Here is a 22,242-nt window from a genome sequence, read left to right as displayed (position 1 = left end):
TGATAGGTTTTACCATCCGGTGTTTTGCTTGAATTCCGAATTGCGGCCGGCTACCTTGTCGATCTCGTTTTGCGGAACGGGCAGCCAGTAGTCGCGGTTCTGGTTGTTGTTGAAGATGCGCTTTTCCACGACCGGATATTCATACGTCACGTTCCCCTGGCCGGTCACCTTCACGCCATGTACCTCGCGGTTGTCGACGATGTGGGCGATGTTCCAGCGGCGTACGTCCCAGAAACGGTGGTCTTCCAGCGCCAGTTCCACCCTTCTTTCATTACGGATCTTCTCGCGGATCTTATCGCGGTCGGTGCCATTGTAATCGGGCATGTTCACACGGCTACGCACTGCGTTAATGGCTGCGTTGACATCTCCCGTGGGACCATTCGCTTCGTTCAGCGCCTCGGCATAGTTGAGGTACAGTTCGGCAAGGCGGATCAGTACCCACTTGCGGTCGGTAGCGCCGGTGAGGTTGAAGAGGTTCACGTTTTCGAGGAGGTATTTGCGGGGCCAGTAGTTGGAGATGACCTGGCCGGGCCGCGGAGCGTCTGCGCCATTGGGATCGAGCGCACGCCCTTTCCACATGGCGCCGGGGAACAGGATGGTTTCTTCGAAACGTTTATCGCGGCCTTTGTACGGCTCCAGCGGATTGTACCCGGATACGGGATCGGTGATGGGAAGACCGGTGGCTTTCATTTCATAAGCATCCACCAATTCCTGCAGAGGATTGATGTTGCCGTAACCGCCGGCACCGCGCGGGTTCATTTCCTGGTCGAGCCCGCCGTCGCGGTAAGCCCCCGGGGCCGGGCGGCTCCAGATCACCTCGCGGCTGAAATACTGGGTGAACGCGTCGCTGTACCTTGCATTCAGGACGTAGCCGTTGTTCAGCGCGGTGTCCAGCGCAGCGCGACAGGCCGTTGCCGCCGCGGACCAGCGCGGGCCGGCGTTGGTGGGGTTGTAGAGCGGACTGGCGTAATATAGCAGCAGCCTGCCTTTCAGCGCCAGGGCGATGGTTTTGCTGGCGCGTCCCCAGTTGTTGGGGCGTTGGTCGTAACCGGCGGGCAGCAGCGCCGCGGAAGCGTCGAGGTCGCTGGCGATCTGGGCTACCACTTCGTCGATGGAATTCCGTTTGTAGTAAATATCTTCCGGGTTATCGAACGGGTTTTGCACGGCCGTGAGCAGGGGCACTTTCCCCCAGCGGATCATCAGCTGGAAGTAATAGTAGCCGCGCAGCAGGAGCACTTCGCCGCGGAGGCGCGACTTGCGTTCGGGATAATTCGGATCGTTGGGAATGATGTCGTAGTTGGACAGGAAAAGGTTGCAGGAACGGATCTTCCCGAAGAATTCCGCCCACTGGCCCTGCATGGGGAATGCGGACGGGCTCATGGACGAATTATTGAAGCTGCCGGCGTCCGGGTAGGAGGCCGATGCGTCGATAGACTGGTTGGTTTCGTCGGTTGCGCTGCCGAGGACCCAGGCGCCGCCGGGTTTGAACATATTCGGAAGGCTCTGATAGATCACGTTCACGAACTTTTCAGCATTCTCGATATTCTTGAACACTTCCCTTTCGGTGATCTTGTCGCTGGGCTTCCGGTCCAGGAAATTCTTGTTGCATGCGCAGCAAAGGGGCAGCAACAGCCAGATGAATCGCTTCGTAATGCTTGTTATTTTCATGGTGCTGGTTTAGAGGTTGATGGTGATGCCTGCGTTGTAGACGCGCATGAGGGGATAAGGTTGCCAGCCCCAGCGGTCGCCGGTATTGGATTCCGGATCGATGCCCAGCTCGCGGACGTTGTCCCAGCTGATGAGGTTCATGCCGTTCACGAAGATGCGTGCGTTCTTGATCTTCACACGGTTCATCCAGTGTTTCGGCAGGCGGTACCCGATCTCCACGTTTTTCAGTTTTACGTAATCGGTTTTGCGGATCCAATAGCTGGAGTTGATGAAGTTGTTGCCCATGTTGCTTTCGCTGTAGTGCAGCGCGGGGAACGTGGCGTTGGCGGCGTTTTCCGGCGTCCAGCGGCCTTCGTGGATGGGGCGGTAGCTTTCACGGTAGTTCCATACCAGCTGTGCGGAATAAATCTGCCGGCCTCCGAGGGCGCCCTGGAAGAGGGCGCTGACGTCGAGCCCTTTGTAATCGATGCCGAAAGTGGCGCCGAAATAGCTGGTAGGCACGTTGAGCATGGGCATCATCACACGGTCGGCTTCATTGATCACGCCGTCTTCCACAACATCTTTATACTTGATGTCCCCGGGGATGAGCGGCGCAAAGTTCTGCTTCGCGTGTTTGGCGATTTCGTCCCTCGACTGGAACAATCCTTCCGCCAGATATCCGAGCCCGTAACCGATGGGCAGGCCCACCACGCTCTGGTGCGCATATTCCAGCTTGGGTTCGTCCATTTCCAGGATTTTATTCTTCACGAACTGGTAGTTGATCTTGGTGAAGATCCCCACGCGGCCCACGTCCATATTCACATGCAGGTCGCCTTCGATGCCGCGGTTCACGATACGGCCGCGGTTGCGGTTGATGTCTGCCGTGATGCCGAGATAGGAAGGGATGGTACCGGCGTAGGTGAGGATGTCTTTGCGCAGCTCGCGGAAGATGTCTACGTTAAACCTGATCCGGTCTTTCAAAAAACCGGTTTCGAAACCGAGGTTGGTTTTCGATGCTTTTTCCCAGGTGATGGCGGTGTTGCCGATCCGGCTTTCGTAATAACCGCCGTTGCCGGTGGCTACGCTGCCGAAGGTGAACCCGTCGGAGCGGGAGAAGTCAGACATATACAGCCAGCGCCCGCCACCGATCTGGTCATTGCCCACATACCCGTGCGAGAAGCGGGCTTTCAGGAAACTGAGCGCGCCGTTTTTCGGCATGAAATCTTCGTTGCTGATCATCCACGCGGCGGAAAATGCGGGGAAGAAGCCGTAACGCTTGCCCACCGGGAAGTTCTCCGACCCGTTGTACCCTGCGTTGAATTCGAGGTAATATTTTTTACCGTAGTTATACGTCACGCGGCCCACATAACCTTCATATACGCGGGGCAAATCGCCGGCCTGCGTGCGGAGGTTGCGATTGAAGAGGAAAAGCCCGCCCAGCGAATGTTTCCCGAAATCACGGTCGTACATCAGCTTCAGGTCATAATAGTAATAACGCTGTCCGCTGGTGGCGCCGGAACGTTGCAGGCTGGTGGCGGTGCGGTGCTGGAAATATTCGCCGTTGAACGTGCCGGGCTTCGATTTGTACCGGTAGGAATCGAACTCCTGGTCGAACGCGGTGTTGATATCGCCGAAATTTTCGAAAGTGAACAATCCTTTCACTTTCAGGCCGGGCGTGATGAAATCCAGCTTGCGGGTGAGCGCCACGGAACCGCTCGTGCTATGCCAGTAGGCGTCGAGGTAGCCGTTTTGCGTGAGCACGCCGTAGAGGTTATAGAAATCTTCCCGCATGTTCCCGGAAGAGATGCTGCCGTCGGGGTTTTTAACGGGTGTGAGGTGGTTGGTCATTTGCGACAGCAATACCCAGAACATTTCACCGCCTGCGCGGTCGAGCGATGGACTGGTACGGTTTTCCAGGCGGGAGGCCAGGTCTACCTGCAGGTCGGTGTTTTTGTCGAGCGTGATGTCGATGTTGGAGCGGAAGTTGAAACGGTCGTATTTATATTTGATACCATATACGTTTTCGTTGCCGTGTTTGTAGAGGGGCTCCTGGCGCAGGTACGATCCGGAAACGAAGTAGCGGACATATTTGGAACCGCCGTTGATGTTCACGTTCACGGTTTTCTGCGGGGAATAATCGCGTACCATTTCGGTGTACCAGTCGGTGTTGGGATAATCGTAGGGCTTGAGGCCGGTACGGAAATATTCCAGTTCCTGTTCGCTCCAGCGCGGGGCCATACCGTCGTTTTTAGCCGCTTCGTTCTGGAGGAGGCCGGAGCGGTAGGAGTCGAGGAACCGGGGGAACGTAACGGGCTGCTGGAGGGCGGTTTGCGCGTTGATCTGGATATTGGGGGGCCCTTCCTGGCCGCGACGGGTGGTTACCAGCACGATGCCGTTGGCGCCCTGGATGCCGTAGAGCGCCGTGGCGGAGGCGTCTTTCAGGATGGAGACAGACTCGATCTCATTGGCGTCGAGCTGGCCGAGGTCGGCGTTGCCGCGGGGAAGACCGTCGATCACGATGAGGGGATTGGTAGAGCCTGTGGTATTAATGCCGCGGATGAACAGCTGCGAATAGTCGGAGCCGGGCCGTCCGCTGCGCTGCACCGTGATGAGGCCTGGGAGGCGGCCGGCGAGGGCGTTGGTCAGGTTGGCTACCGGGCTTTGCTTCAGCTCCCTGGTCTGGATACTGCTGATCGCGCCGGTAACGCTCTGGCGCACCTGTTTCTGTCCGTAACCCAGCACCACGACTTCGTTCAGGCCGGAGCTGGAAGGTTTCAGCACGATGTTGGGGAGCTGCGTGCGCCCGTTCACCGGCACTTCCTGCGGTTCGTACCCGATATAAGACACAAGGAGCACGCCGTTGGGAGGCACGCTGAGACTGAAATTGCCCTGCTCGTCGGTGGCCGTTCCGGTAGCGGTGCCCTTCAGCTGGATGCTCACCCCGATCAATTCGGTCTGTTCGGCGGAAAGTACCTTTCCCTTGACGGTGATCTTTTCGTCCTGGCGGGGAGAAATGACCACCAGCCCGTCGTCGAGGATGCGGTAAGTGTGCGCCCGGCCTTGCAGGATGCGGTCGAGCACGGACGGCAGGGTGGCGTTGTCGAACTTGACGTCCACCTTATCCGCTGCGGGAAAGGTCTTGATATTGTACAGGAAGCGATAGGAACTTTTCGTTTCGATCCACTCCAGCAGCTTCTTCAGCTCGATCTGCCGGCTTTCGATGGAAAACCGGTTCTGCGAATATCCCACGGCTGCCTGCAGTTGCAGAACGGTCACAGTCATGAGAATCAGGCATAGCTTCATAAACAATAATGTTTTTCGCAAGAAATGCTTGGGTAATGCTGGTTTTGAACGCAGCGTTTTTTTCATAAATTTGGATTGAGTGTTGAACAATTTGAAACAAAAACCTTCCCGCACGGAAAACTTGTTTCATTCCATGTTTAGCTTAAAGGGTAGTGTGCCAGCACTATCCTTTTTTTAATTTGATGGCGGCCGGAGAGCGCCTAGTCTGATGTAATGCAAGGTGTGAATCGTTCCATAGCTGTTTTTGTTGGTTGACTATTGCTTGATGATGACGGTATCCCCTCTCATGTCGTACGTGAAATTTGCGATCAGCTGCAGGGCATTGAGCGCATCTTTGATCCCTTCCTTGCGGAATTCCCCCGAAAACCGGTTGTCGTTCAGCGCAGGATCGGCGATGATGATGCGTTTGTCGTACCACCGTTCCATGATTTTGGCCAGTTCGGTGAACGACTGGTCGCGGAACTGGAGGCGCCCTTTGCGCCAGAGCGTTTCTGTGGCGATCGTATCCTTTGTTTTGGTATTGTTTTGTACTTGTGCGTAGAAGCTGCCCCAATCTTCCCCGCCGGCGCCCGGTGTATTTTTCCGGGTGAGGAGGAGTTTCTGGCCGGGGGCCAGGAGCTGCCGGCGCGCGGGGGCGCTCAGCAGGGAAACGGCGACCTTGCCTTCGATGAGCGCGGTTTCCAGTGCGGCGTCTTCGTTATAGGCTTTGAGGTTGAAGGCGGTGCCCAGTACCTGGACAGACAGGTCTTGCGTCTGTACCTCGAACGGTTGTTGCTGGTCGGGCGCCACTTCGAAGTACCCTTCGCCTTTCAGGCGCACAGTGCGGCCGTTTCGGGCCATGTTGCCGGGGTATTCCAGGCTGCTGCTGGCGTTGAGCCACACGCGGCTGCCGTCGGGCAGTTCCACGAAGGTGCTTTCGCCGGCGGGCGCGGAGGCCAGGAGCATGGCGGGTTTGCGTAAAACGTTCCAGGTAACGGCGGCCCCTGTGATGAGGACGGCCGCAGCGACGGCGGCTTTCCACCAGCGGGCGCGGATGTGGCGAACGGGCGTGGCGGGGGCTTCGGGCATTTCGCCTTCGGCTTTCAGCCGGGCCGAAATACTGTCGTACACTGCGGCGAGCCTGGGCGAAGGGTCGGGGGCGGCATCCCGGAACGGGGATTCGTACCGCTCGAGCCAGGTTTCCAGGGCTTGTTTTTCCTCCGGGGAACAGTTGTTCCGGAGGTATTTATCCAGCAATTGCAACAGATGTTGGTCGTTCATTACGTGGGCTTGTGTGAGGATAAGACACGGTATTAATGCCGTACCCTACCCCTAACTGCCGAAAAACCTGATTTTTCTCCTATTTTTACCACCGATCATGGGATATACCGCACTGTCTGATAGGGAACTGGTGACGTTGCTGGCCGGAAACGATGCGCGCGCGTTCGAGACGCTGTACCAGCGGCATGCCGGGGCGATGTATGCCTATGCCTTCCGGAAAGTGCCCGTTCCGGCGATCGTGGAAGACCTGCTGCAGGAGGTTTTTACCAATGTGTACCGGCGGCGGACGGAGCTGGCCCATGTCGAGAACGTTCCTTCCTATTTGTACAACGCCCTCCGCAACCGGATCTTCAACGAGCTGCGGAACTCCCTCCTTCACGAACAGCATCACCAGCAAATGCCCTCCGGGCAAACGGCCGATCTGCATATCAATTACGACCTCCGCGAGCTGGAAAAGGCTTTCGCCGCGGCGCTCGACAAGCTCACGGAGCGCAGCCGGGAGATTTTTCTCCTTTCCCGCCGCGATCACCTCAGTTATAAAGAGATCGCCGAGAAACTGGGGATTTCCGTAAAAGCCGTGGAAAAACACATGACCCGATCCCTGAGCCTCATGCGCGAAGAACTGAAGGGATTCGGTATCATCGGCGCCGTGGTGATCGCTTCCGGCGCGCTGTACTGACGCGGAAAACCCTAAATTGCGAACATGAACATCCGAAAAGCGACCTCCGCCGATCATCCCGGTATCATGCAGGTTTGGGAATCGTCCGTGTTGGCCACCCATCATTTCCTCCGACTGTCCGATTTCGAATTATTCAAGAAGATCATTCCTGATCAGTTCCTGCCCGCGCTGGATTTGTACGTGACCGGCGGCGATGCGCAGCTCACGGGCGTGCTGGGCGTTTCCGGCGAAAACCTGGAAATGCTGTTCATCGATGCGGCGTCACGAGGGCAGGGGATCGGGCAGCAGCTCGTCCGTTTCGCGCTGTCGGAACTGGGCGTAACGAAGGTGGACGTAAACGAGCAAAACCACCAGGCCGTTGGCTTCTACCGGAAAATGGGGTTCGTGGAAACAGGGCGGTCGGAAAAGGATGGCATGGGGAAGCCTTATCCCTTGCTGCATTTCACCTATCCACGACAATAGCGTGAAATGAAATGCCCGGCGCTACAATCGTTATAATTACTGCTGCGATCTTAAACCCCACCTTGAACGATTTGCTGCTTGCTTAGCAGGACGTAGATGCGTCCGTTCATCTGTAACGCTGACTTCCGGCATGGAGATCACCGCAACGGGCGTCAACAAGTATCTGGCGGATACAAAAACTTCCCTGTTTCGAAATCAGTACGCTAGTTTCTGCGTTTATAATAGGTGGTCCTCGAAATGTTCTTCGGTGATATTATTGCCTTCCCAGATGTAATTGAAAAGTAGCAATGGCTTTTTCACAGGTTTAGCCATGGCAAATTCCGTAATACGGGAGTTGCGGTTGGTCGAAGTAATGGTCAACGGATCTGTGATCGTCGGTACAGTGCGATTATGCCAGCGTATATGGGTCAGTTGCCGATCCTTATAGTCAAAGATCGCATGATGGTTGAGGGAGTTGTCGTAGTGAGTGGCGAATGATAATTTGGTAAGCAAGCCATCGTCATCAATCCTAGTAGATATTTCATCGGTGTGGGATTGAAAGGTTAACAAAAAAAAGAGCCTTCCAGATTTTACTGAAAGGCTCTTTCCGATTGTGGAGGATAGGGGATTATCCCCTAACATTAATAATCAATCAGTTGCAAAAAAAAGTTGTTCCGTGGAACAGTGGTTTGATTTAATATAAAACTGATTGATTATGAACTCCTCTCAAGAAAACCCGAACAGTATCAGGACCAGGTTAATAATGATAAATTTTCTGAAAAGGGATGGCCTTTTGCCACCCCTCTAATTTGGCATTAGGCAATTCGTAAGGGACTTAGCTTTTCGACGGCATCCCGGATTTTTTCATTCAGTTCTTTCATAATTTGGGCTTTGTAGTACTCAATGATGAGTTCAGGTTTGTGTTTGAGCGTTTTTTCGCCCAGGAATTCGCATAGTTCCTGATGGGCTTTGTCAATGGTGAATGTATGCATGGTATGTGGGTTATTTGTGATCCGCCGCATTCCGCGGTGAATTACAATTAACCTGCGGCTTTCACGTTTGGGCTTTTCGCCTCTAGTAAGTCTATTAGTTTTTGCTGATAGGATATCTGCTTTCGTAGTTCGTCGATTTTTTCCAATGTTTGCTTCATGCTAATTTGATCATCATGCAAGATTTCCTTTAGCCTGTGATTTTCATCTGTGAGTAATTGAATAGAATCTTTTAGGCCTGTAATCTCCCTTGCATATGTAGCGGATGGTGGCAGGAGGAATGCGGCTCCATACTGTCCCCCGGTTGTAAGGTAATTGAGGTCGACATTAAATGTTTGGTGCAGGATCTTAAGCACCCTGTTCGATATGCTCCGCTTTCCATCAATCATTTCATGAAAATGGGATGTATTAACCCGCAAGATCCTTGCTAGATGGGCTTCAGACTTAACTTTATCAACTTCCCTAAGCGCATCGAAAATTTCCTTAAGTGCTTTCCCCATTTCGCGGTTGCTCTCTTTTGTTATGTCATTCATAAACTTATGCTTGACAGTAATAAATATATGTAAATGTGGTTCAAAATGAGGACAATTTGAACCAAAAGTCTATATTTACAGAACCAAATTTCAAGATTTGAAAACCAAATCTCTGAATTTGAGATCCATAGCTATGATAATCTCAGCCCATCTTGGGCAAATAATCGCCGCCTGGCCCCGTTTTCAGGACAAGAACCAAATTTCTACCAAGTTTGAACCAAAAATAAGCATTTTATGATTGCCCGCGAAAAATTAATGTGGATCCGAAAAAATTTAGTCCGAAGAGACATCAGCCGAATTGCTGGATCCCTTAAAATTCCCTACCACGTTGCCTACGACGTCTTGAAGCGCAATTTGGAGGGTAAACATTACAACGATATTCTCAATACCGCGGAGCGACTGATTGTTGAACGCGAAAAGGAAGCGGAGGAGGAACGTTTGAAATACGGCACATAAAAAGTGACTATGTATAACACCACTAAATTATCGGTATTCGTGCTGCAGGTCATAAAACAGCTCGTCGCAGGTGTCGAGGATGACTACCGAATTGCCCGGGAAATGGCACTTCTTCACAACCTGGACGAAGGCGCAGGGAGAGATTTTGATTATGTAGACCCCCCTGAGCGTCCAGCATTTCTTGATGCAATAAATGCCGTATTAAATGAGCATTGAGCGGTACCGGTCTGTTTTGTTGAAATATCGCCTCATCATGCGTGACCGAATATTATCGCAGCACCTTGGCGGACAGATCAGAAGGAAATATAAGAGCATCCTTTCTCGACTACATGATTTATATAAAATTGAACAAAATGGGAAAGCGGGATCCCCACGAGCGGGTCGCAGCAGCAATTAAATGCGGCATCGTGTTATGCGTGGCTACCGCCTACCTGATATTGCTTTCCACAATGCCGAATAGCTTACGAACAGGGGTGATATTGGCCTCGATATTTTTCATCACATATCTAAAAACGAAGAGATGACCTATATCCCCGAAGAAACGGTGACGAAGGTAAAGGAACAGGTAGATCTCGTCCGGGTGATTGGGGAGTTTACCGTTTTGAAGCGAAATGGAAAAGACTATAGCGGCGATTGCCCGTTTTGCGGCGGAAAATTCTCTGTAAATCCCAATAAGGGTATATATAAATGCTGGTCCGGCTGTGAAGAGGGTGGAAATGATCCGATATCATTTGTAATGAAAAAGACAGGAGTAGATTTCCCTGCAGCGATAAAATGGTTAGCTGATACGTATAATATTATTATTTCAGAACCTCTCCGTGTCGTAAAATCGGCTTCACAAACCCGTTCCGAAATTAAGAAGGGAGCATTTCTCAATAGTACAATGGAGATGCTTGGGTTGACTTCAGCCAGAAATAAAATATGGTTGAAAATGCCATCGTCGCAGGGCAGCGACGTGTATCCACTTATTGCAGAAGATCGAGATGGGAATCTTGAGTTCACCGTCTACGACATACACGGTTTTTTAATTACGTACCCCCGCGCACTGAATGGGATGACAAGAGACGAACCCTACAAGGTAGTTCGATATCAGAATCCGCAAGTAGATAGCAAAGGCGGGGTTATTAAATACAGGATACCAAAGGGTGTCGGAACTCGCCCTTTCTTCCCGCCTGGATTGTTAAGAAAATTCAGGGAAAAGGAAAGCATAACGACACTGTTTATTACTGAGGGATACAAAAAAGCTATTGCCGGATGGATCCATGGAATGGATATAGTTGGACTAAGTTCAATAAGTACATATCGGGATAAGGAAACCCTTCAGCTGCACCGCGACATCATTGAGCTTATTTTGGCCTGCGGCGTAAGAGATATAGTGTTTTTGTATGATGGTGATTGCCGCAATATCAGTTTAAAGGCGCTGGAAGAAGGGAAGGATATTTATATGCGGCCGAACAACTTTTTTTCATCTGCCCGTGGGATGAAGGAGTTGCTGAAAGACTACCTTTCCGATCATGAGATAAGCCTGTATTTTGGATATATTTCTTCAGAATCGGTTGTCGGCAATCCGAAAGGGCTGGACGACTTATATGAGGCGTTGCGAAAAAACCGCGAATCGGAATTTCCCGTGGGGAACGATATCAGTTTCCGTCGTAAAAGATCCAAGGTAATAATCCGTAAGACTGTAGCGGCTGAAGTTCTAGCCGATGCATGTGCATTTAGCCGGGAGGGTACTTATATAAAAAAGATCAATATTACCTATGGTTTTCAGCATTTGATCTCACTTCTAGCCCTAGATTCGGTGAATTCCTTTTATCACCGACATCAGGATGTGATTCAGGAAAAGCAGTTTGTCTATAATGGAACACAATATAGATATGATAAGGAAAAATCCGAATGCGAAATAATATTACCCGGCGCCTCCAAGTTGTACCTCCGGGTTGGTGATGATTATTATGAGAAGGTGCCTGTCCCAAATAAGTACAAGGATTTAGAAGTGCAGCTGCACCGCCGAAACAAGATTACCATTAGTGATGATCATGGAAAGGCTTTTTTAAATCATATTAAGAAGTACAAGGCTTTTTGCAACGTACCCGACCATGTTAGTTATCAAGAAGTTATACACAATTGTTTTAACATGTACTCCCCCTTCGATTGGGAGCCGGATGAAGGTGAATGCCCTGTTACCCTTGATTTCCTGAAGCACATTTTTGAAGAGCATTATGATTTTGGACTTGATTATGTGCAGCTTTTATATCAGCGACCTACCCAAATATTGCCGATACTTTGTCTGGTTTCGAAGGAAAATGCCACAGGAAAAAGCACGTTTGCCAAATGGCTGAAAGCGGTGTTCAAACAGAATATGGCAATAGTTGGTAATGCGGAACTTAGCTCCGATTTCAATGGCGCCTACGCCACGAAATTATTGACGGCTTGCGATGAAGCCTTTATTGATAAAAAGACTGTAATTGAGAAGATAAAATCCCTGAGTACAGCAGATCGCATAACCCTGAACCAAAAAGGAAAAGATCACGTCGAAATAGAGTTTTTTGGGAAATTCCTTCTCCTTACCAACAACGAAGATAATTTCATTTATGCATCCGAGGATGATATCCGGTATTGGGTGCGGAAAATTCGTAAGCCGGAGAAAGAGCGCGTATCAGTTCTTTCCGACATGATTGCAGAGATCCCATCTTTTTTGAATTTTTTGAACAAGCGGCCCATGAAATCTCAAAATGAGACGAGAATGTGGTTCCACCCGCGTCACCTCGTTACTGACGCACTAAAGCGTGTGGTAGCTCACTCCAAACCAATGATCGAAAAGGAAATCAGGATCAAATTGGAGAATATGTTCCAGGACTTTACCGAGAACATAATTTACCTGACACTCGGCGATGTGCGAAAGGAGCTGCTGAATAATAGATTCGAGGAAAAATATATTGATAATGTTTTACGGGAAAACCTTGGAGTGGATAACTATTGGGAGCCGGATCCTGCTGGAGGTAAGAAGTATAAAGTAAAGCGGTATAGCTTTCCGAAGTGGCATACCATTTATGTTAGTGGTAACCCGGAAAGCTCCCGCATCGATGTGAAAGCGACAGGACGACCGTTCGTTTTTTTCAGACCGGATTTTATATCGGCAGAGAAGGAACGGTTCCTCCAGCATGATCCGGAAATGCTCCAACTTGCCAATTCCGTACCGGAACATTACTGGCGCGAAGGAATGCTGGATATGAATAAACTGACTTCTCCAAATGTTGAATTGCCTTTTTGATGAAGTTTACAGAGCAACAATATCGCGGACTTATTGAGCATTGCCTTCTGTTTGAGGTAGTGGCCATTGATTTATTTGCCGGCGCCGGCGGTGTGAGCTTTGCGATAGAGAACGCACGAACGCCAGATGGTAGCCGCTTCGCAACGGTTGCTGCGTGTGTTAACCACGATGCATGGGCAATCCGAAGCCACGCGATGAATATGCCTCATGCAATCCACTTGAACGAAGATATCCGGACAGTTGAATTGGGGCTGATTGTTCAGGTAGTAGAAGAAATTCGTCGGCGTAAACCACGAATTCAAGTCGTCTTGTGGGCATCACCTTCCTGTCCTGGACATTCCGTCGCACTTGGAGGCCGGTCGCGGGATGAGGATAGCCGCTCATTGGCGGAACACCTTATAAGATATATTCTGGCAATTCGCCCGAATAAGATAATGGTTGAAAATGTAAGGGAATTTGAATTTTGGGGGCCGCTTGTTCCCAAAATTACATTCCTCCGCGATTCAGATGGATTCAAACGAGAGATTTGTCCGTTAGTAGTTAATAAAAAGGCCAACCGATTGGAGCCATGGATGGTTCCGGACCCGGAAAAAAGAGGGGAGAATTTCAGCCGTTGGATCCGCGAAATCGAGGAACACGGATATTGTTCCAGCTGGAGAGTTTTGAATTGTGCAGATTTTGGTTGCCCGACCATACGCAAGCGTTTGTTTGTCCAATTTTCTGCTGGGAACGGAGTGATTACTTGGCCAGTTCCAACCCATAGTAAAAATGGTGACTTGGGCCGGAAGAGATGGGTTGCCGTGCGAAACTTTCTGGATGTCATGGATACCGGTGAAAGTATTTTCAAAGATGGGCGAATTTCTTCGGAAGCGACATTTCGCCGATTGGAAATAGGGGCGCGAAAGTTTTGCCTGCAGGAGGATAACCTTGGCACCACTCAGTTTCTCGATGTGCAGTATGGGAACGGATTTGCTATTTCCCTTGATGCTCCGGCAACCACCCTTACAACAAAGGATCGCCTGAGTCTAGTTACGCTTGTGTTTGATGAAGAATTTATCACCTGGGCGGGTCAGGTTCAAAGTGGGATATTTTTTCCATCTCCGCCTGGTTGTGCAAAACACTCACGAAGCGGGAACGTAGGAAGGACATTAAACTATCCGCATATGAACTCCGATTCGCCAGCGGCAACACGGTTAAAGAAGTTGATGGCAGAATCCGGGATAATTGACATCAGGTCACGCCATCTGACGGATATTGAATTTCGCCGGATTACCACCCTCCCGGATAACTACCTTCTTTTGGGAGGGATTACCCGCAGTAAGAAGTTCATTGGCAATGCAGTTCCTGCGGAGATGGTACGTGTTTTATTTGAATCCGCATTTACTAAAAATAGACACATATGAACCAGCACATTTTAATCTACGGCGAAAATGCTGCAACCCAGCAACACCTTTTGCAGATGGTACTCTCCCCTTATCGCCCACGACAAATCGCTAGGGTTAGGAGTCCGAAAGATTGGCGCAGCCTGTGTTTGGAGGCGCAACTTACGGCTGAAACTGCCGTTGTAGTCGTGGAAGAGGCTACCGTGCAGTTGATTAGCAGGATGATATATTTTGAAGCATTGGAAACACCGTCCGGTGAGAAAATTACGCCAAGATACATATTCAAAGTTGTAGCCAGCATTTCATTTACTTCACCTCACATCCTACACAAATGTCTGATCACCCAAGTTATGAACTAACGGCGGACGTAAAGTTTCTGCATATCCAGCCAACCATGCTTTACCTGGTGCGCATCAGCGGCTGGCTCCTTCGTGCTGCATATACTCCTGAATCTGCCCACGGGATCGTAGTGGCTCACGCAGGTGCCCTCGAGCTGGAAGCTCCCACCTTGGAGGAATTTAAAAAGAGAATGAAACGGGAACATTACTTCGGAATTTCCGGTGGACGAGATCTTGCCGCTTATCTGATACCTGTCATTGAATAGTTATGAAGAATTTGAATCGACTCGGTGCGGCGCCGCGGCGTAGAAGGAAAGGAAGAACCCGTATTCGGGATTGTCTATAATGTCACCAAATGCCATGTAAATATGAAGTAGGTAAAATTCAGCAGGCCCGGCCCCTCAATTAATGATTTTATTTAAATTTGGGATCAATACTAGGACAGAAACGTCGGGCCTGCTTAAATCAAAATCTCTTATGGACGGTCAGTTAAAAATTCGGGACTTCACCCCTTGGTTTTCTTCAACAGATTTAGGCGCGGTATATTCGACTTACACCTGCGATTGTTGTCTGCAGGCTTTTCGGCATGCACCCTCACGAATTTCCCGAGGCGACGAAACTGTTTATTCGGCCTGCTGCGGATATTGTACGAATGCAATAATGTTTGCGGACAGAGGAATAGAGCCTTATTACGAGAAAAAATAATACAACATGGGTATAATCATAGACTGGTCCAGGAACTACAAACCACAGATCAAATACCAATCAACGCGCTTAGTTTGGAAGATATGGTTTGTATTCCCACAAGTTTGGCATCAGCGTAAGATCGTCACCTTGGGAGATGGAGTCGATTATTGGGTGCCGGTTGCTTCAACTTGGGTTTGGCTGTTTTTTCGTGTGAGGTATACACATTTCGTCGAGGTGGACTATGAAAAGAAAAGTCAAGATACTGATGGATTTCAGAATAATGATGGCCGCTCACGATAGCGGCCTTTTTTTTGCCTTCACCGCGTCATCGCCGGAGTAGTAGTAGCAGTAAAAAAAATATCTGCCTTTTTTGCAGTTGCAATTCTCGGGAAATTGGACTGTAACCCTTGTCTGAAAAGGATTTATGCGGTAACTGCATTGTAACAATCTAATTTGTTTGGGAGGGAAATAGCCATTTTAGTTACATCAGAGTTACAGGCAGTTACAAACCATTTATAATGTAACTATTGTAACTAAATGTAACTAGGATGTTACAAGGTGGGCAATTTACCTATAGTCGTTACTGATAATATGGCCTGCTGTGGCTAGTTTGATGGGATTTGTAACCGAGGACGTTGGAAATTTCCATACTCCAAATTCAATTTTGTTTAACATGGCGGAGATTAATTTGGGAAAATACCCTGGCAAAGAAGTCAGAAAAATAAAGTTGGTAAACAGAAATAGAAAAAAAAATAACAATGTGTTCTTTGAAATCAATTTTGCCCCCGTCGGCCTGGTGCCTGAGCGATTTTTTGCAGATACTATTTTCGCAGTATCTTGGGATGATGGGACAATAACATACACAAAGATGATTGACCTGTATAGACTGCCATTTGAGCGGATTTCCTCAGCATTTACTTTGCCCAGCCACTGCATGGTCGGTTCCGAATTTAAGAGATACTGGTTAGGACTCCATCCCACAACTCATGGGGGAACTGAAATGGCTGTGTATGTTTATCAACATATTGAGTTTTTTTCGTAATTTAAGATAAACGTAAAGCATGGTTGAATCGAGGATCTATCTTTCAAATATGCATACAGCAGCGAAAATTTCGTTCGAATGCGTTTACCTTACTGACCATCAGGCGATGGAAGTTTTGGCTGACCTATTAAAATATGTACGACTATCGATCCCGGCGCGCGCCGAATTTACTATTGTGGTTCAGCGGAAAGCGGGACCAAATTTATGGGAGGACAGGTCAAGGTTGATTTTTATGGCCAAACCAACGGTGAAAGAGTGGGAGCAAATAGTGAGCTGCTTGAATTTATCACAGGCTGGAGTTTTGCATGCCGCATTGAAGAGAGGGTTAAAGGTATTGGAGCAGGGTTTTCAGGCGAATTAAATAAATTTGAGATTAATTTCCATCGGTCTATTCAGCCATGGATTCAACCTCGCCCTATTCAAAATCTCTACCATTTTTTGTGGTGTAATGGGCTTGTGGAAGTAGTCCCTGGCCCCCAGCTGTATTGCGAGTTCGTGTCTGTTGCCGTTTTCAGGTTTCTCGTGTATTATAAGATATTGTCGACGCCATACGCCATAGGATTGCTTTTCCTTTACCCAATCTGGCCCCATTCCTTTTATGTTCCAATCCAAAAAAATAATTCCCCAATCTCTCTCCAGTAAATGGTTGGCGAATTCTATGTCTTCCGCCATCATGAATTCAAAGCAGTTTGGAAAAAAAATCCAATGGTTCCAAATAGCGCATGATTCCATAACCGGATCAATCATCAGTGCCGAATATTTTACCTCCATATGCAGTAATAGTACGTAATTAACTTAAAGTGTATATTGTTTGCCCGTATATGTCAAAATAAAATGTAATTATAATAGAGCCTATATAAAGGTACTAATAAAATACCACTAATATAATAGTGGTATTTTAACATTGTTTATTTTATGGAGGTGATAAAATGGTAATATTATAAAGTCTATGCGATAAATTCGCAAAATGGCGCCTGAGCAAACTCCCAATGAAGAACAAGTTATCCTGGATTTCCTTAAAAAGGTTGGACTCCGTATTATCGACAAAAGGATAGAAAAAGGTCATGAGTCTGTGGCTGATTTATCATTTGAGGCGAAAATAGGAGCGAACCAACTTCGGAACTACGAAAAGGGTAACAATATGACGATGTATTCTTTCGCCCGCATTTGTTTGGCGTTGAAAGTTAACCCCGAAGAATTCTTCAAAGGAATCAAGATTGTAGATGAACAATCTTAATTGTAAGGCGTATTTTGTACTGCAGAACCACGCCACTGATATCCTTCTTTAATTATCTCATAAAATATCTCAGCTGTGAAACAAGCCGAGATTTCGTTCCAATCTATCACTTTTATTAGGTTGAAGCTGTAAGGATCACCAGCCGCTTCGGCTTCTTCTTTAAATAAACGACGAGGAGGCTCGCCGTCTTTGGAAGGAGCATACATTGCTGGAATTTGATCGAGGTATCCTTTTTCACGAAAAAGGCAGAAGCGATCTGCCATTAGCTGCTGGCTTACCCCTTTCTTATTATTTGTTTCAAATGCGTAAATCTGCGGAATAGTGGAACGGTAGTCCATAATTTTTTGTTCGACATACGACTTTGCGCCAGTCAGCTCCATGTCTATAATTAGGAAATTGGGTGTAAAAGCAAACCCGCCGACTTTTTTTGCGTTGAACACTGAGTCAGTTTCAATTATCTGCATCGTTGGGTTGAACATTTTGAGGCTACCCCGCGCAATTCTGCGCCTGTGCGGATCTTTGTCAACAATGAGTGAATGCATTTTTGGGAGTTTTCGGCAAGTTTAATTCATTGGGAAGAACTTGGTGTTAAAAAGTCGTTATTATGGAATTTCGGCGGTGTCAAAACGTAGCTTTGCGATGACGTAAATAATCGCTGAAATACTTGCTGGTAGCGGTATCTAGTGTTATGTTTGCTTTGAAATAAATGTATGAAAAAAGTTCCCAGGTGGTTTGCCAGGGCAATCCCCCTGCATTTTACAATGATGGGGGATTATTCATAAAATGGGATTAATTTTGGTTCGGCCGGTCCGATCCCGGATCGGCAATTCACAATTTTACCGCCCTGAAAACGTAGCTTTAGGATGACAATAAATCGCCTGAAAGACTTGCTGGTGGCGGAATGTAGTGTTATGTTTGCTATGTAATAAACAACGAGCAAAATGACACTTCAAGAAATTTTAAACCTGAATACAACTAAAGCCGCGAAGGCAAGGATGCTCTTCGAGATAGGTAAAACGGTAAAGGAGGTTGGAGATCTTATATGTGGTGGAAACTACGGATGGTCGTATAATATTCACAAGGCATGGAAGGAAAAACTGAACGGCTCCGCCACATTTGACCCGCGCTTCGGTATAGAGATCGAAGCCTACAATATCCCCCGCGTAACCCTTTCAGGCGCCCTGCGTGAGGCCGGACTTTCAAATTGGACCGTAAAGTCCGACGGCTCCCTGCACGGTATTAACGCCTTTGAATTGGTTAGCCCGGTTCTTTCGGGAGTAGAAGGGATGGAGCAGGTAAAAAGGGTGTGCGAAGTGCTGGAACGCCTCAACGGCCGCGTTGACCGGAGCTGCGGACTCCATGTTCATCTTGAGGCCCGCACTTTTACAATCGATACATGGAAGAGGGTTTATAAAAATTACCTGCGGCTGGAAAGCGCCATTGATTCAATTATGCCAAGAAGCCGCCGCGGTAACACCAATCAATACTGCAGGTCAATTGGAAATGAAAGTAATATTAGGAGAATTGATACAGCGACAACGGTAGCGGAGCTGGTTGAACGAGTTGGAGACGGAACGCGCTACTGCAAAGTTAATGGCAGGGCCTTCGCGGCGCACGGTACCATCGAATTCCGCCAGCATTCTGGAACAGTTGAATACCGGAAAATTTCAAATTGGGTAAAGTTTTTGAAAGCCTTGGTTTCGGTTTCAATGCAACGGGAGGTAAATGATTTCAATTTTCTCTCCGACGAAATAAAATCATATATTAATGAACGTAAAGAAGAACTCGCATGATACAATTTAGAATTCTAACTCCGCGCGAAGGCGCGGAGATGACGGTCGCCGATGAAAAGGCGCTTGTGGCGAAGATGAACGAGCTGGCTAAATTCCCAAGCGAAACGCCAGACGCCTACATGAAGGACTACGCTGATAGGTATTATACCTATGCCGGTGTACGCCTGCGAACGAACGATTTTAAGCAGTTTGTGGAAGACTTAGTCCGCAATGGGCAAATTCATATCATATTTATTTAGTTCGTCTTTTTGCTTGTTTGTGTATTACGCAGGCCCGTGGGTGACCACGGGCCTTTTTTAGCAGTTGCGTTCTTCCGCCAGTTGTCGTCACCGGGTAATTTCGCATATGCAATTGCTCACAATATCAAATTGGCTTTCAGAGGGGCGGGATTTTCGAACTGGAATAGTTCTGTTGCAGAACATAAGCCGAAATCAGTTGCTCGTTCGGAATCTTTCGCGCAGGGAAACTCGATATAGCCGGGAAAAACTGGAATCGGAACTTCGAAAGTATTTGAACTATTCGGATTCCACCGACCACCGGACGGCGGCGGGCGACTCTTTCGGGGTCGGTATTTCCTCCGGATCGAAAAATAGTGAGTTATCGACGTCGGCACCTGGCAATCCAGTAAAAGTGTCGGTCGACGCGGCTGCCGAGGAGGGTGTGACTTCCGCCGCACCAGGTGGAAATGAGTTATTGGCATCGGCGCCTGGCAATCCCGTCAGATCAGCGGTGAGCGAGGCTTCCGGGGAGAATAGCCCCTCCGTCGCACCTGGCGGAAATGAGACATTGGCGTCTGTGCCTGGTAATCCCCTCGGAACTGCGTTGGGCGCGGCTCCTGGGGAGCATAACTTCGCTGCCGCACCGCCAAGTATTGAGTTTTTGGTGCCGGCGCCCCGAATTGACACCAGTGAGGAGGCGAATGAGTCGGACGATACTGTCGCAGTGGAACAACTTGAAATTACCCTCGCCCGGATGCATAATAAAAAGGGCTTGCTTTCGAACTCTCTGCGGGAATGTTCTCCACATGATAATGCCGGCCGGCGTTCGATTCTTCAGCAAATAGATGATTTGGGAAGCGCGATGGCAGAAATTCGCGGAAAACTTCTTCATTTCAGGCAACACGGGCGCCTGCCACCAATTTCAGCGAGAACGGAGCTTCCTGAAAAACCAATCCCTGACGATCCATTTCAGTTGTCCAGGATGCTACACAATGAAAGGAGTTCGCGTTCGAAAATTAAAAGCCGTTTGCACTTACTTCCGGCAAATGATCCTTTACGATTCGAGCTTGAATCACGACTTCGGATCGTATCGGATCGAATAAAAACCATTGAACAGCGTATTCATGGGAGCAGTTGAGTTGGCAAATCAGCATATCAATGATGTGTTGTCATCCTGGAGCAAGGATGTTACTTTAATTCTTCAACGCGCAATACGTGAGCGTGGGCTTGTTCTCACAGAGGAATTGGTTCGTTCGCTGCATTGGGAGCTGATTAAAGCATCTGAAGGTCAGGTTGCCCAAGCGAGGCTGGGATTTCGGCTACATGGCAGATGGCGTGATATGAGGACGATTGCAAGATACCGTAGGCCTCCTGTGGAAGTGATTCTTCAGGACTTTGTGGCGAGGCTGGGAACCGGTGCCTTTAAGTATATTCCCGGGTATGCGCCCGGCCGTGTGCCAACAGAATCCGTCGCCCTCCGCCGCCTCGCATGGGGTATTTCTTCGGGAATTCTGAAGCGAAAGCAAACCGCAGCTCGAAAATGGTATTCTAAAAATTTTTATTCATCAATAAATTCGCTGCTGGAATCCTTGCTCGTGAAGTATCAAGAGCTGCCTGCAGCAGCATTAAAAACTGAGTAGGATGGAATTAGTGTGGTCGACGGAAAAGAGGATGGTATGTGAATTAGTTCCTTACGAAAAGAATCCAAGATTCCTCACTGAAAAGCAACGCCAGGATCTTACGGCTTCGATGCAGAAATTCAATCTCGTCGAGATCCCGGCGATAAATTTGGACAATACCTTAATAGCAGGGCATCAGCGATGTAAGATATTGATGGCGTTAGGTCGCGGCGAGGAATTAATTGATGTACGTGTTCCCAGCCGGATGCTTTCCGCCGAGGAGCTTCAGGAGTATAATATTCGCTCAAATGCCAACACTGGCAGCTGGGATCTCAGTTTGCTCGAGAATGAGTTTGAAATTGGCGACCTGGCGGGCTGGGGGTTGGACTTCGAAAAGGCAGTAAAGCAAAATAAGCTGTTCGAGGTCGATATCCCTTTGGAGATGCACCCGGAGGAGGATCCTGTGCCAGATGTAAGCAGCAAGACACCCATTGTTTCCCCGGGCGACCTTTTTCAGCTCGGGTCGCACCGTGTACTTTGCGCTGATTCTTCTGTGGAAGGGAATATTCAAGTTTTGCTTGCAGCAGATGGCGCTCCTGTCGTTGGGGATTTGGTATTTACAGACCCACCGTACAATGTCAAAATAGATTCCATCGTAAACCTCGGCGCCGTTCAGCACAAGGAGTTCGGAATGGGTTCGGGGGAGATGAGTCCGGCTGAGTTTACGGGATTTCTCCGTACAGTTTTGACTTCGTTCCTACAGAATACCAAGCCCGGATCCATTTTTTTCGTATGCATGGACTGGAAGCATATGACCGAATTGCTCTCCGCAGCAGAAGGAAATTCTCTTGAAATGAAGAACCTGGTCGTTTGGGTTAAAGATAACGGCGGGATGGGATCATTTTATCGTTCCAGGCATGAGTTGATATTCGTTTTCAAGAACGGTGATGCTCCCCATATCAATAACTTTGAATTGGGCCAGTATGGCCGCTATCGCACGAATGTTTGGGAATATACCGGGTCGAATAGCATAGGTAATCCCGACAGAGAACATGCGCGATTGCACCCCACAGTGAAACCATTGAAACTTGTGGCGGATGCCATACTTGACTGCAGCCGCATAAATGGTATCGTACTCGACTATTTTTTGGGTTCGGGTACCACTTTGATTGCGGCCGAACAGACGCAGCGCCGGGCCTACGGCCTTGAGCTCGACCCATCGTATGTCGAACTCATAATTCGCAGGTACCACAATTATATGACTCGTCAATCGCAGCCGGTTGTATTCCGGCATATGAACGGACGAATCGAGCTTAATGACATAATTCGCAACGGATGAGGTAT

At 48.7% G+C, this 22,242-nt stretch carries 23 protein-coding genes; 16 read left to right on the top strand and 7 right to left on the bottom strand.

The window, feature by feature from the left end; genetic code table 11:
- Positions 1-9: 9 nt before the first annotated feature.
- From EJ361_RS04450 to EJ361_RS04440, 3 genes are all read right to left on the bottom strand, one after another.
- Complete coding sequence (locus tag EJ361_RS04450; protein WP_126244158.1) at positions 10-1,668, bottom strand: RagB/SusD family nutrient uptake outer membrane protein; 1,659 nt, start codon at positions 1,666-1,668, stop codon at positions 10-12.
- A 9-nt stretch (positions 1,669-1,677) separates the two neighbouring features.
- Positions 1,678-4,950: a SusC/RagA family TonB-linked outer membrane protein gene (locus EJ361_RS04445; RefSeq protein ID WP_164714082.1), complete on the bottom strand. Its 3,273-nt coding sequence runs from the start codon at positions 4,948-4,950 to the stop codon at positions 1,678-1,680.
- A 255-nt stretch (positions 4,951-5,205) separates the two neighbouring features.
- Positions 5,206-6,210 carry a FecR family protein gene (locus tag EJ361_RS04440; RefSeq protein ID WP_126244156.1) on the bottom strand — a complete coding sequence of 335 codons (1,005 nt, stop codon included), beginning with the start codon at positions 6,208-6,210 and terminating at the stop codon, positions 5,206-5,208.
- A gap of 97 nt (positions 6,211-6,307) precedes the next feature.
- Between EJ361_RS04440 and EJ361_RS04435 the strand changes: the two genes are divergently transcribed.
- Entirely contained in the window at positions 6,308-6,889 is a 582-nt protein-coding gene (locus EJ361_RS04435) for an RNA polymerase sigma-70 factor (RefSeq protein WP_126244155.1), read from the top strand.
- Between the two features lie 24 nt (positions 6,890-6,913).
- Positions 6,914-7,351: an acetyltransferase gene (locus EJ361_RS04430; RefSeq protein ID WP_126244154.1), complete on the top strand. Its 438-nt coding sequence runs from the start codon at positions 6,914-6,916 to the stop codon at positions 7,349-7,351.
- 794 nt (positions 7,352-8,145) lie between these two features.
- Here the strand turns inward: EJ361_RS04430 and EJ361_RS25520 are convergent.
- Together EJ361_RS25520 and EJ361_RS04425 are read right to left on the bottom strand one after the other, a co-directional pair.
- Positions 8,146-8,322, bottom strand: a complete 177-nt coding sequence (locus tag EJ361_RS25520) for a hypothetical protein (protein ID WP_164714081.1) — start codon at positions 8,320-8,322, stop codon at positions 8,146-8,148.
- Between the two features lie 47 nt (positions 8,323-8,369).
- On the bottom strand, positions 8,370-8,852 hold the full coding sequence (locus EJ361_RS04425; RefSeq protein ID WP_126244153.1) for a hypothetical protein: 483 nt from the start codon (positions 8,850-8,852) through the stop codon (positions 8,370-8,372).
- Positions 8,853-9,086: 234 nt separating this feature from the next.
- On the opposite strand from EJ361_RS04425, the gene EJ361_RS04420 reads away from it, so the two are divergent.
- The 8 genes from EJ361_RS04420 to EJ361_RS04385 all read left to right on the top strand — a co-directional run bounded on the left by EJ361_RS04420 (position 9,087) and on the right by EJ361_RS04385 (position 16,392).
- Positions 9,087-9,308, top strand: a complete 222-nt coding sequence (locus EJ361_RS04420; RefSeq protein WP_126244152.1) for a hypothetical protein — start codon at positions 9,087-9,089, stop codon at positions 9,306-9,308.
- Positions 9,309-9,317: 9 nt separating this feature from the next.
- The gene (locus EJ361_RS04415) at positions 9,318-9,524 is read left to right on the top strand and encodes a hypothetical protein (RefSeq protein WP_126244151.1); all 207 of its coding nucleotides are present in this window, start codon (positions 9,318-9,320) and stop codon (positions 9,522-9,524) included.
- A gap of 304 nt (positions 9,525-9,828) precedes the next feature.
- Positions 9,829-12,582 (top strand): CHC2 zinc finger domain-containing protein, encoded by a 2,754-nt coding sequence (locus tag EJ361_RS04410; protein WP_126244150.1) that lies wholly within the window; start codon positions 9,829-9,831, stop codon positions 12,580-12,582.
- Entirely contained in the window at positions 12,582-13,985 is a 1,404-nt protein-coding gene (locus tag EJ361_RS04405) for a DNA cytosine methyltransferase (protein ID WP_126244149.1), read from the top strand. Before EJ361_RS04410 ends, EJ361_RS04405 begins: the two co-directional genes overlap by 1 nt.
- Positions 13,982-14,323, top strand: a complete 342-nt coding sequence (locus tag EJ361_RS04400; RefSeq protein WP_126244148.1) for a hypothetical protein — start codon at positions 13,982-13,984, stop codon at positions 14,321-14,323. The genes EJ361_RS04405 and EJ361_RS04400 overlap by 4 nt, the downstream gene beginning before the upstream one ends.
- A gap of 35 nt (positions 14,324-14,358) precedes the next feature.
- Positions 14,359-14,568, top strand: coding sequence for a hypothetical protein (locus EJ361_RS04395; RefSeq protein ID WP_164714080.1), 210 nt, complete (start codon positions 14,359-14,361; stop codon positions 14,566-14,568).
- Positions 14,569-15,662: 1,094 nt separating this feature from the next.
- The gene (locus EJ361_RS04390; RefSeq protein WP_126244146.1) at positions 15,663-16,031 is read left to right on the top strand and encodes a hypothetical protein; all 369 of its coding nucleotides are present in this window, start codon (positions 15,663-15,665) and stop codon (positions 16,029-16,031) included.
- A 19-nt stretch (positions 16,032-16,050) separates the two neighbouring features.
- The gene (locus EJ361_RS04385) at positions 16,051-16,392 is read left to right on the top strand and encodes a hypothetical protein (RefSeq protein WP_126244145.1); all 342 of its coding nucleotides are present in this window, start codon (positions 16,051-16,053) and stop codon (positions 16,390-16,392) included.
- Here EJ361_RS04385 and EJ361_RS04380 read toward each other — a convergent pair.
- Positions 16,389-16,802, bottom strand: a complete 414-nt coding sequence (locus tag EJ361_RS04380) for a hypothetical protein (RefSeq protein ID WP_126244144.1) — start codon at positions 16,800-16,802, stop codon at positions 16,389-16,391. The genes EJ361_RS04385 and EJ361_RS04380 overlap by 4 nt on opposite strands.
- A gap of 196 nt (positions 16,803-16,998) precedes the next feature.
- Between EJ361_RS04380 and EJ361_RS04375 the strand changes: the two genes are divergently transcribed.
- Positions 16,999-17,268 (top strand): helix-turn-helix domain-containing protein, encoded by a 270-nt coding sequence (locus EJ361_RS04375; RefSeq protein ID WP_126244143.1) that lies wholly within the window; start codon positions 16,999-17,001, stop codon positions 17,266-17,268.
- Here EJ361_RS04375 and EJ361_RS04370 read toward each other — a convergent pair.
- Positions 17,265-17,810, bottom strand: coding sequence for a hypothetical protein (locus tag EJ361_RS04370; protein WP_126244142.1), 546 nt, complete (start codon positions 17,808-17,810; stop codon positions 17,265-17,267). The two genes, EJ361_RS04375 and EJ361_RS04370, sit on opposite strands and share 4 nt — an antisense overlap.
- Positions 17,811-18,209: 399 nt before the next feature.
- Here EJ361_RS04370 and EJ361_RS04365 point away from each other — a divergent pair, with 399 nt between their 5' ends.
- The 5 genes from EJ361_RS04365 (at position 18,210) to EJ361_RS04345 (ending at position 22,237) form a co-directional block, all read left to right on the top strand.
- Positions 18,210-19,061 carry an amidoligase family protein gene (locus EJ361_RS04365; RefSeq protein WP_126244141.1) on the top strand — a complete coding sequence of 284 codons (852 nt, stop codon included), beginning with the start codon at positions 18,210-18,212 and terminating at the stop codon, positions 19,059-19,061.
- Entirely contained in the window at positions 19,058-19,300 is a 243-nt protein-coding gene (locus tag EJ361_RS04360) for a hypothetical protein (protein ID WP_126244140.1), read from the top strand. The genes EJ361_RS04365 and EJ361_RS04360 overlap by 4 nt, the downstream gene beginning before the upstream one ends.
- Before the next feature lie 106 nt (positions 19,301-19,406).
- Positions 19,407-20,417, top strand: a complete 1,011-nt coding sequence (locus EJ361_RS04355; RefSeq protein ID WP_126244139.1) for a P1/P2 acidic ribosomal protein — start codon at positions 19,407-19,409, stop codon at positions 20,415-20,417.
- Positions 20,404-20,919 (top strand): hypothetical protein, encoded by a 516-nt coding sequence (locus EJ361_RS04350; RefSeq protein ID WP_126244138.1) that lies wholly within the window; start codon positions 20,404-20,406, stop codon positions 20,917-20,919. The genes EJ361_RS04355 and EJ361_RS04350 overlap by 14 nt, the downstream gene beginning before the upstream one ends.
- Before the next feature lies 1 nt (position 20,920).
- Entirely contained in the window at positions 20,921-22,237 is a 1,317-nt protein-coding gene (locus tag EJ361_RS04345) for a DNA modification methylase (protein ID WP_126244137.1), read from the top strand.
- The last annotated feature ends 5 nt before the right edge of the window (positions 22,238-22,242 follow it).

The sequence above is a fragment of the Chitinophaga rhizosphaerae genome, from assembly GCF_003958645.1.
Taxonomy (GTDB): domain Bacteria; phylum Bacteroidota; class Bacteroidia; order Chitinophagales; family Chitinophagaceae; genus Chitinophaga; species Chitinophaga rhizosphaerae.
Note: the sequence above shows the minus strand (reverse complement) of the source record. Positions and strands in the feature narration are given on the sequence as shown.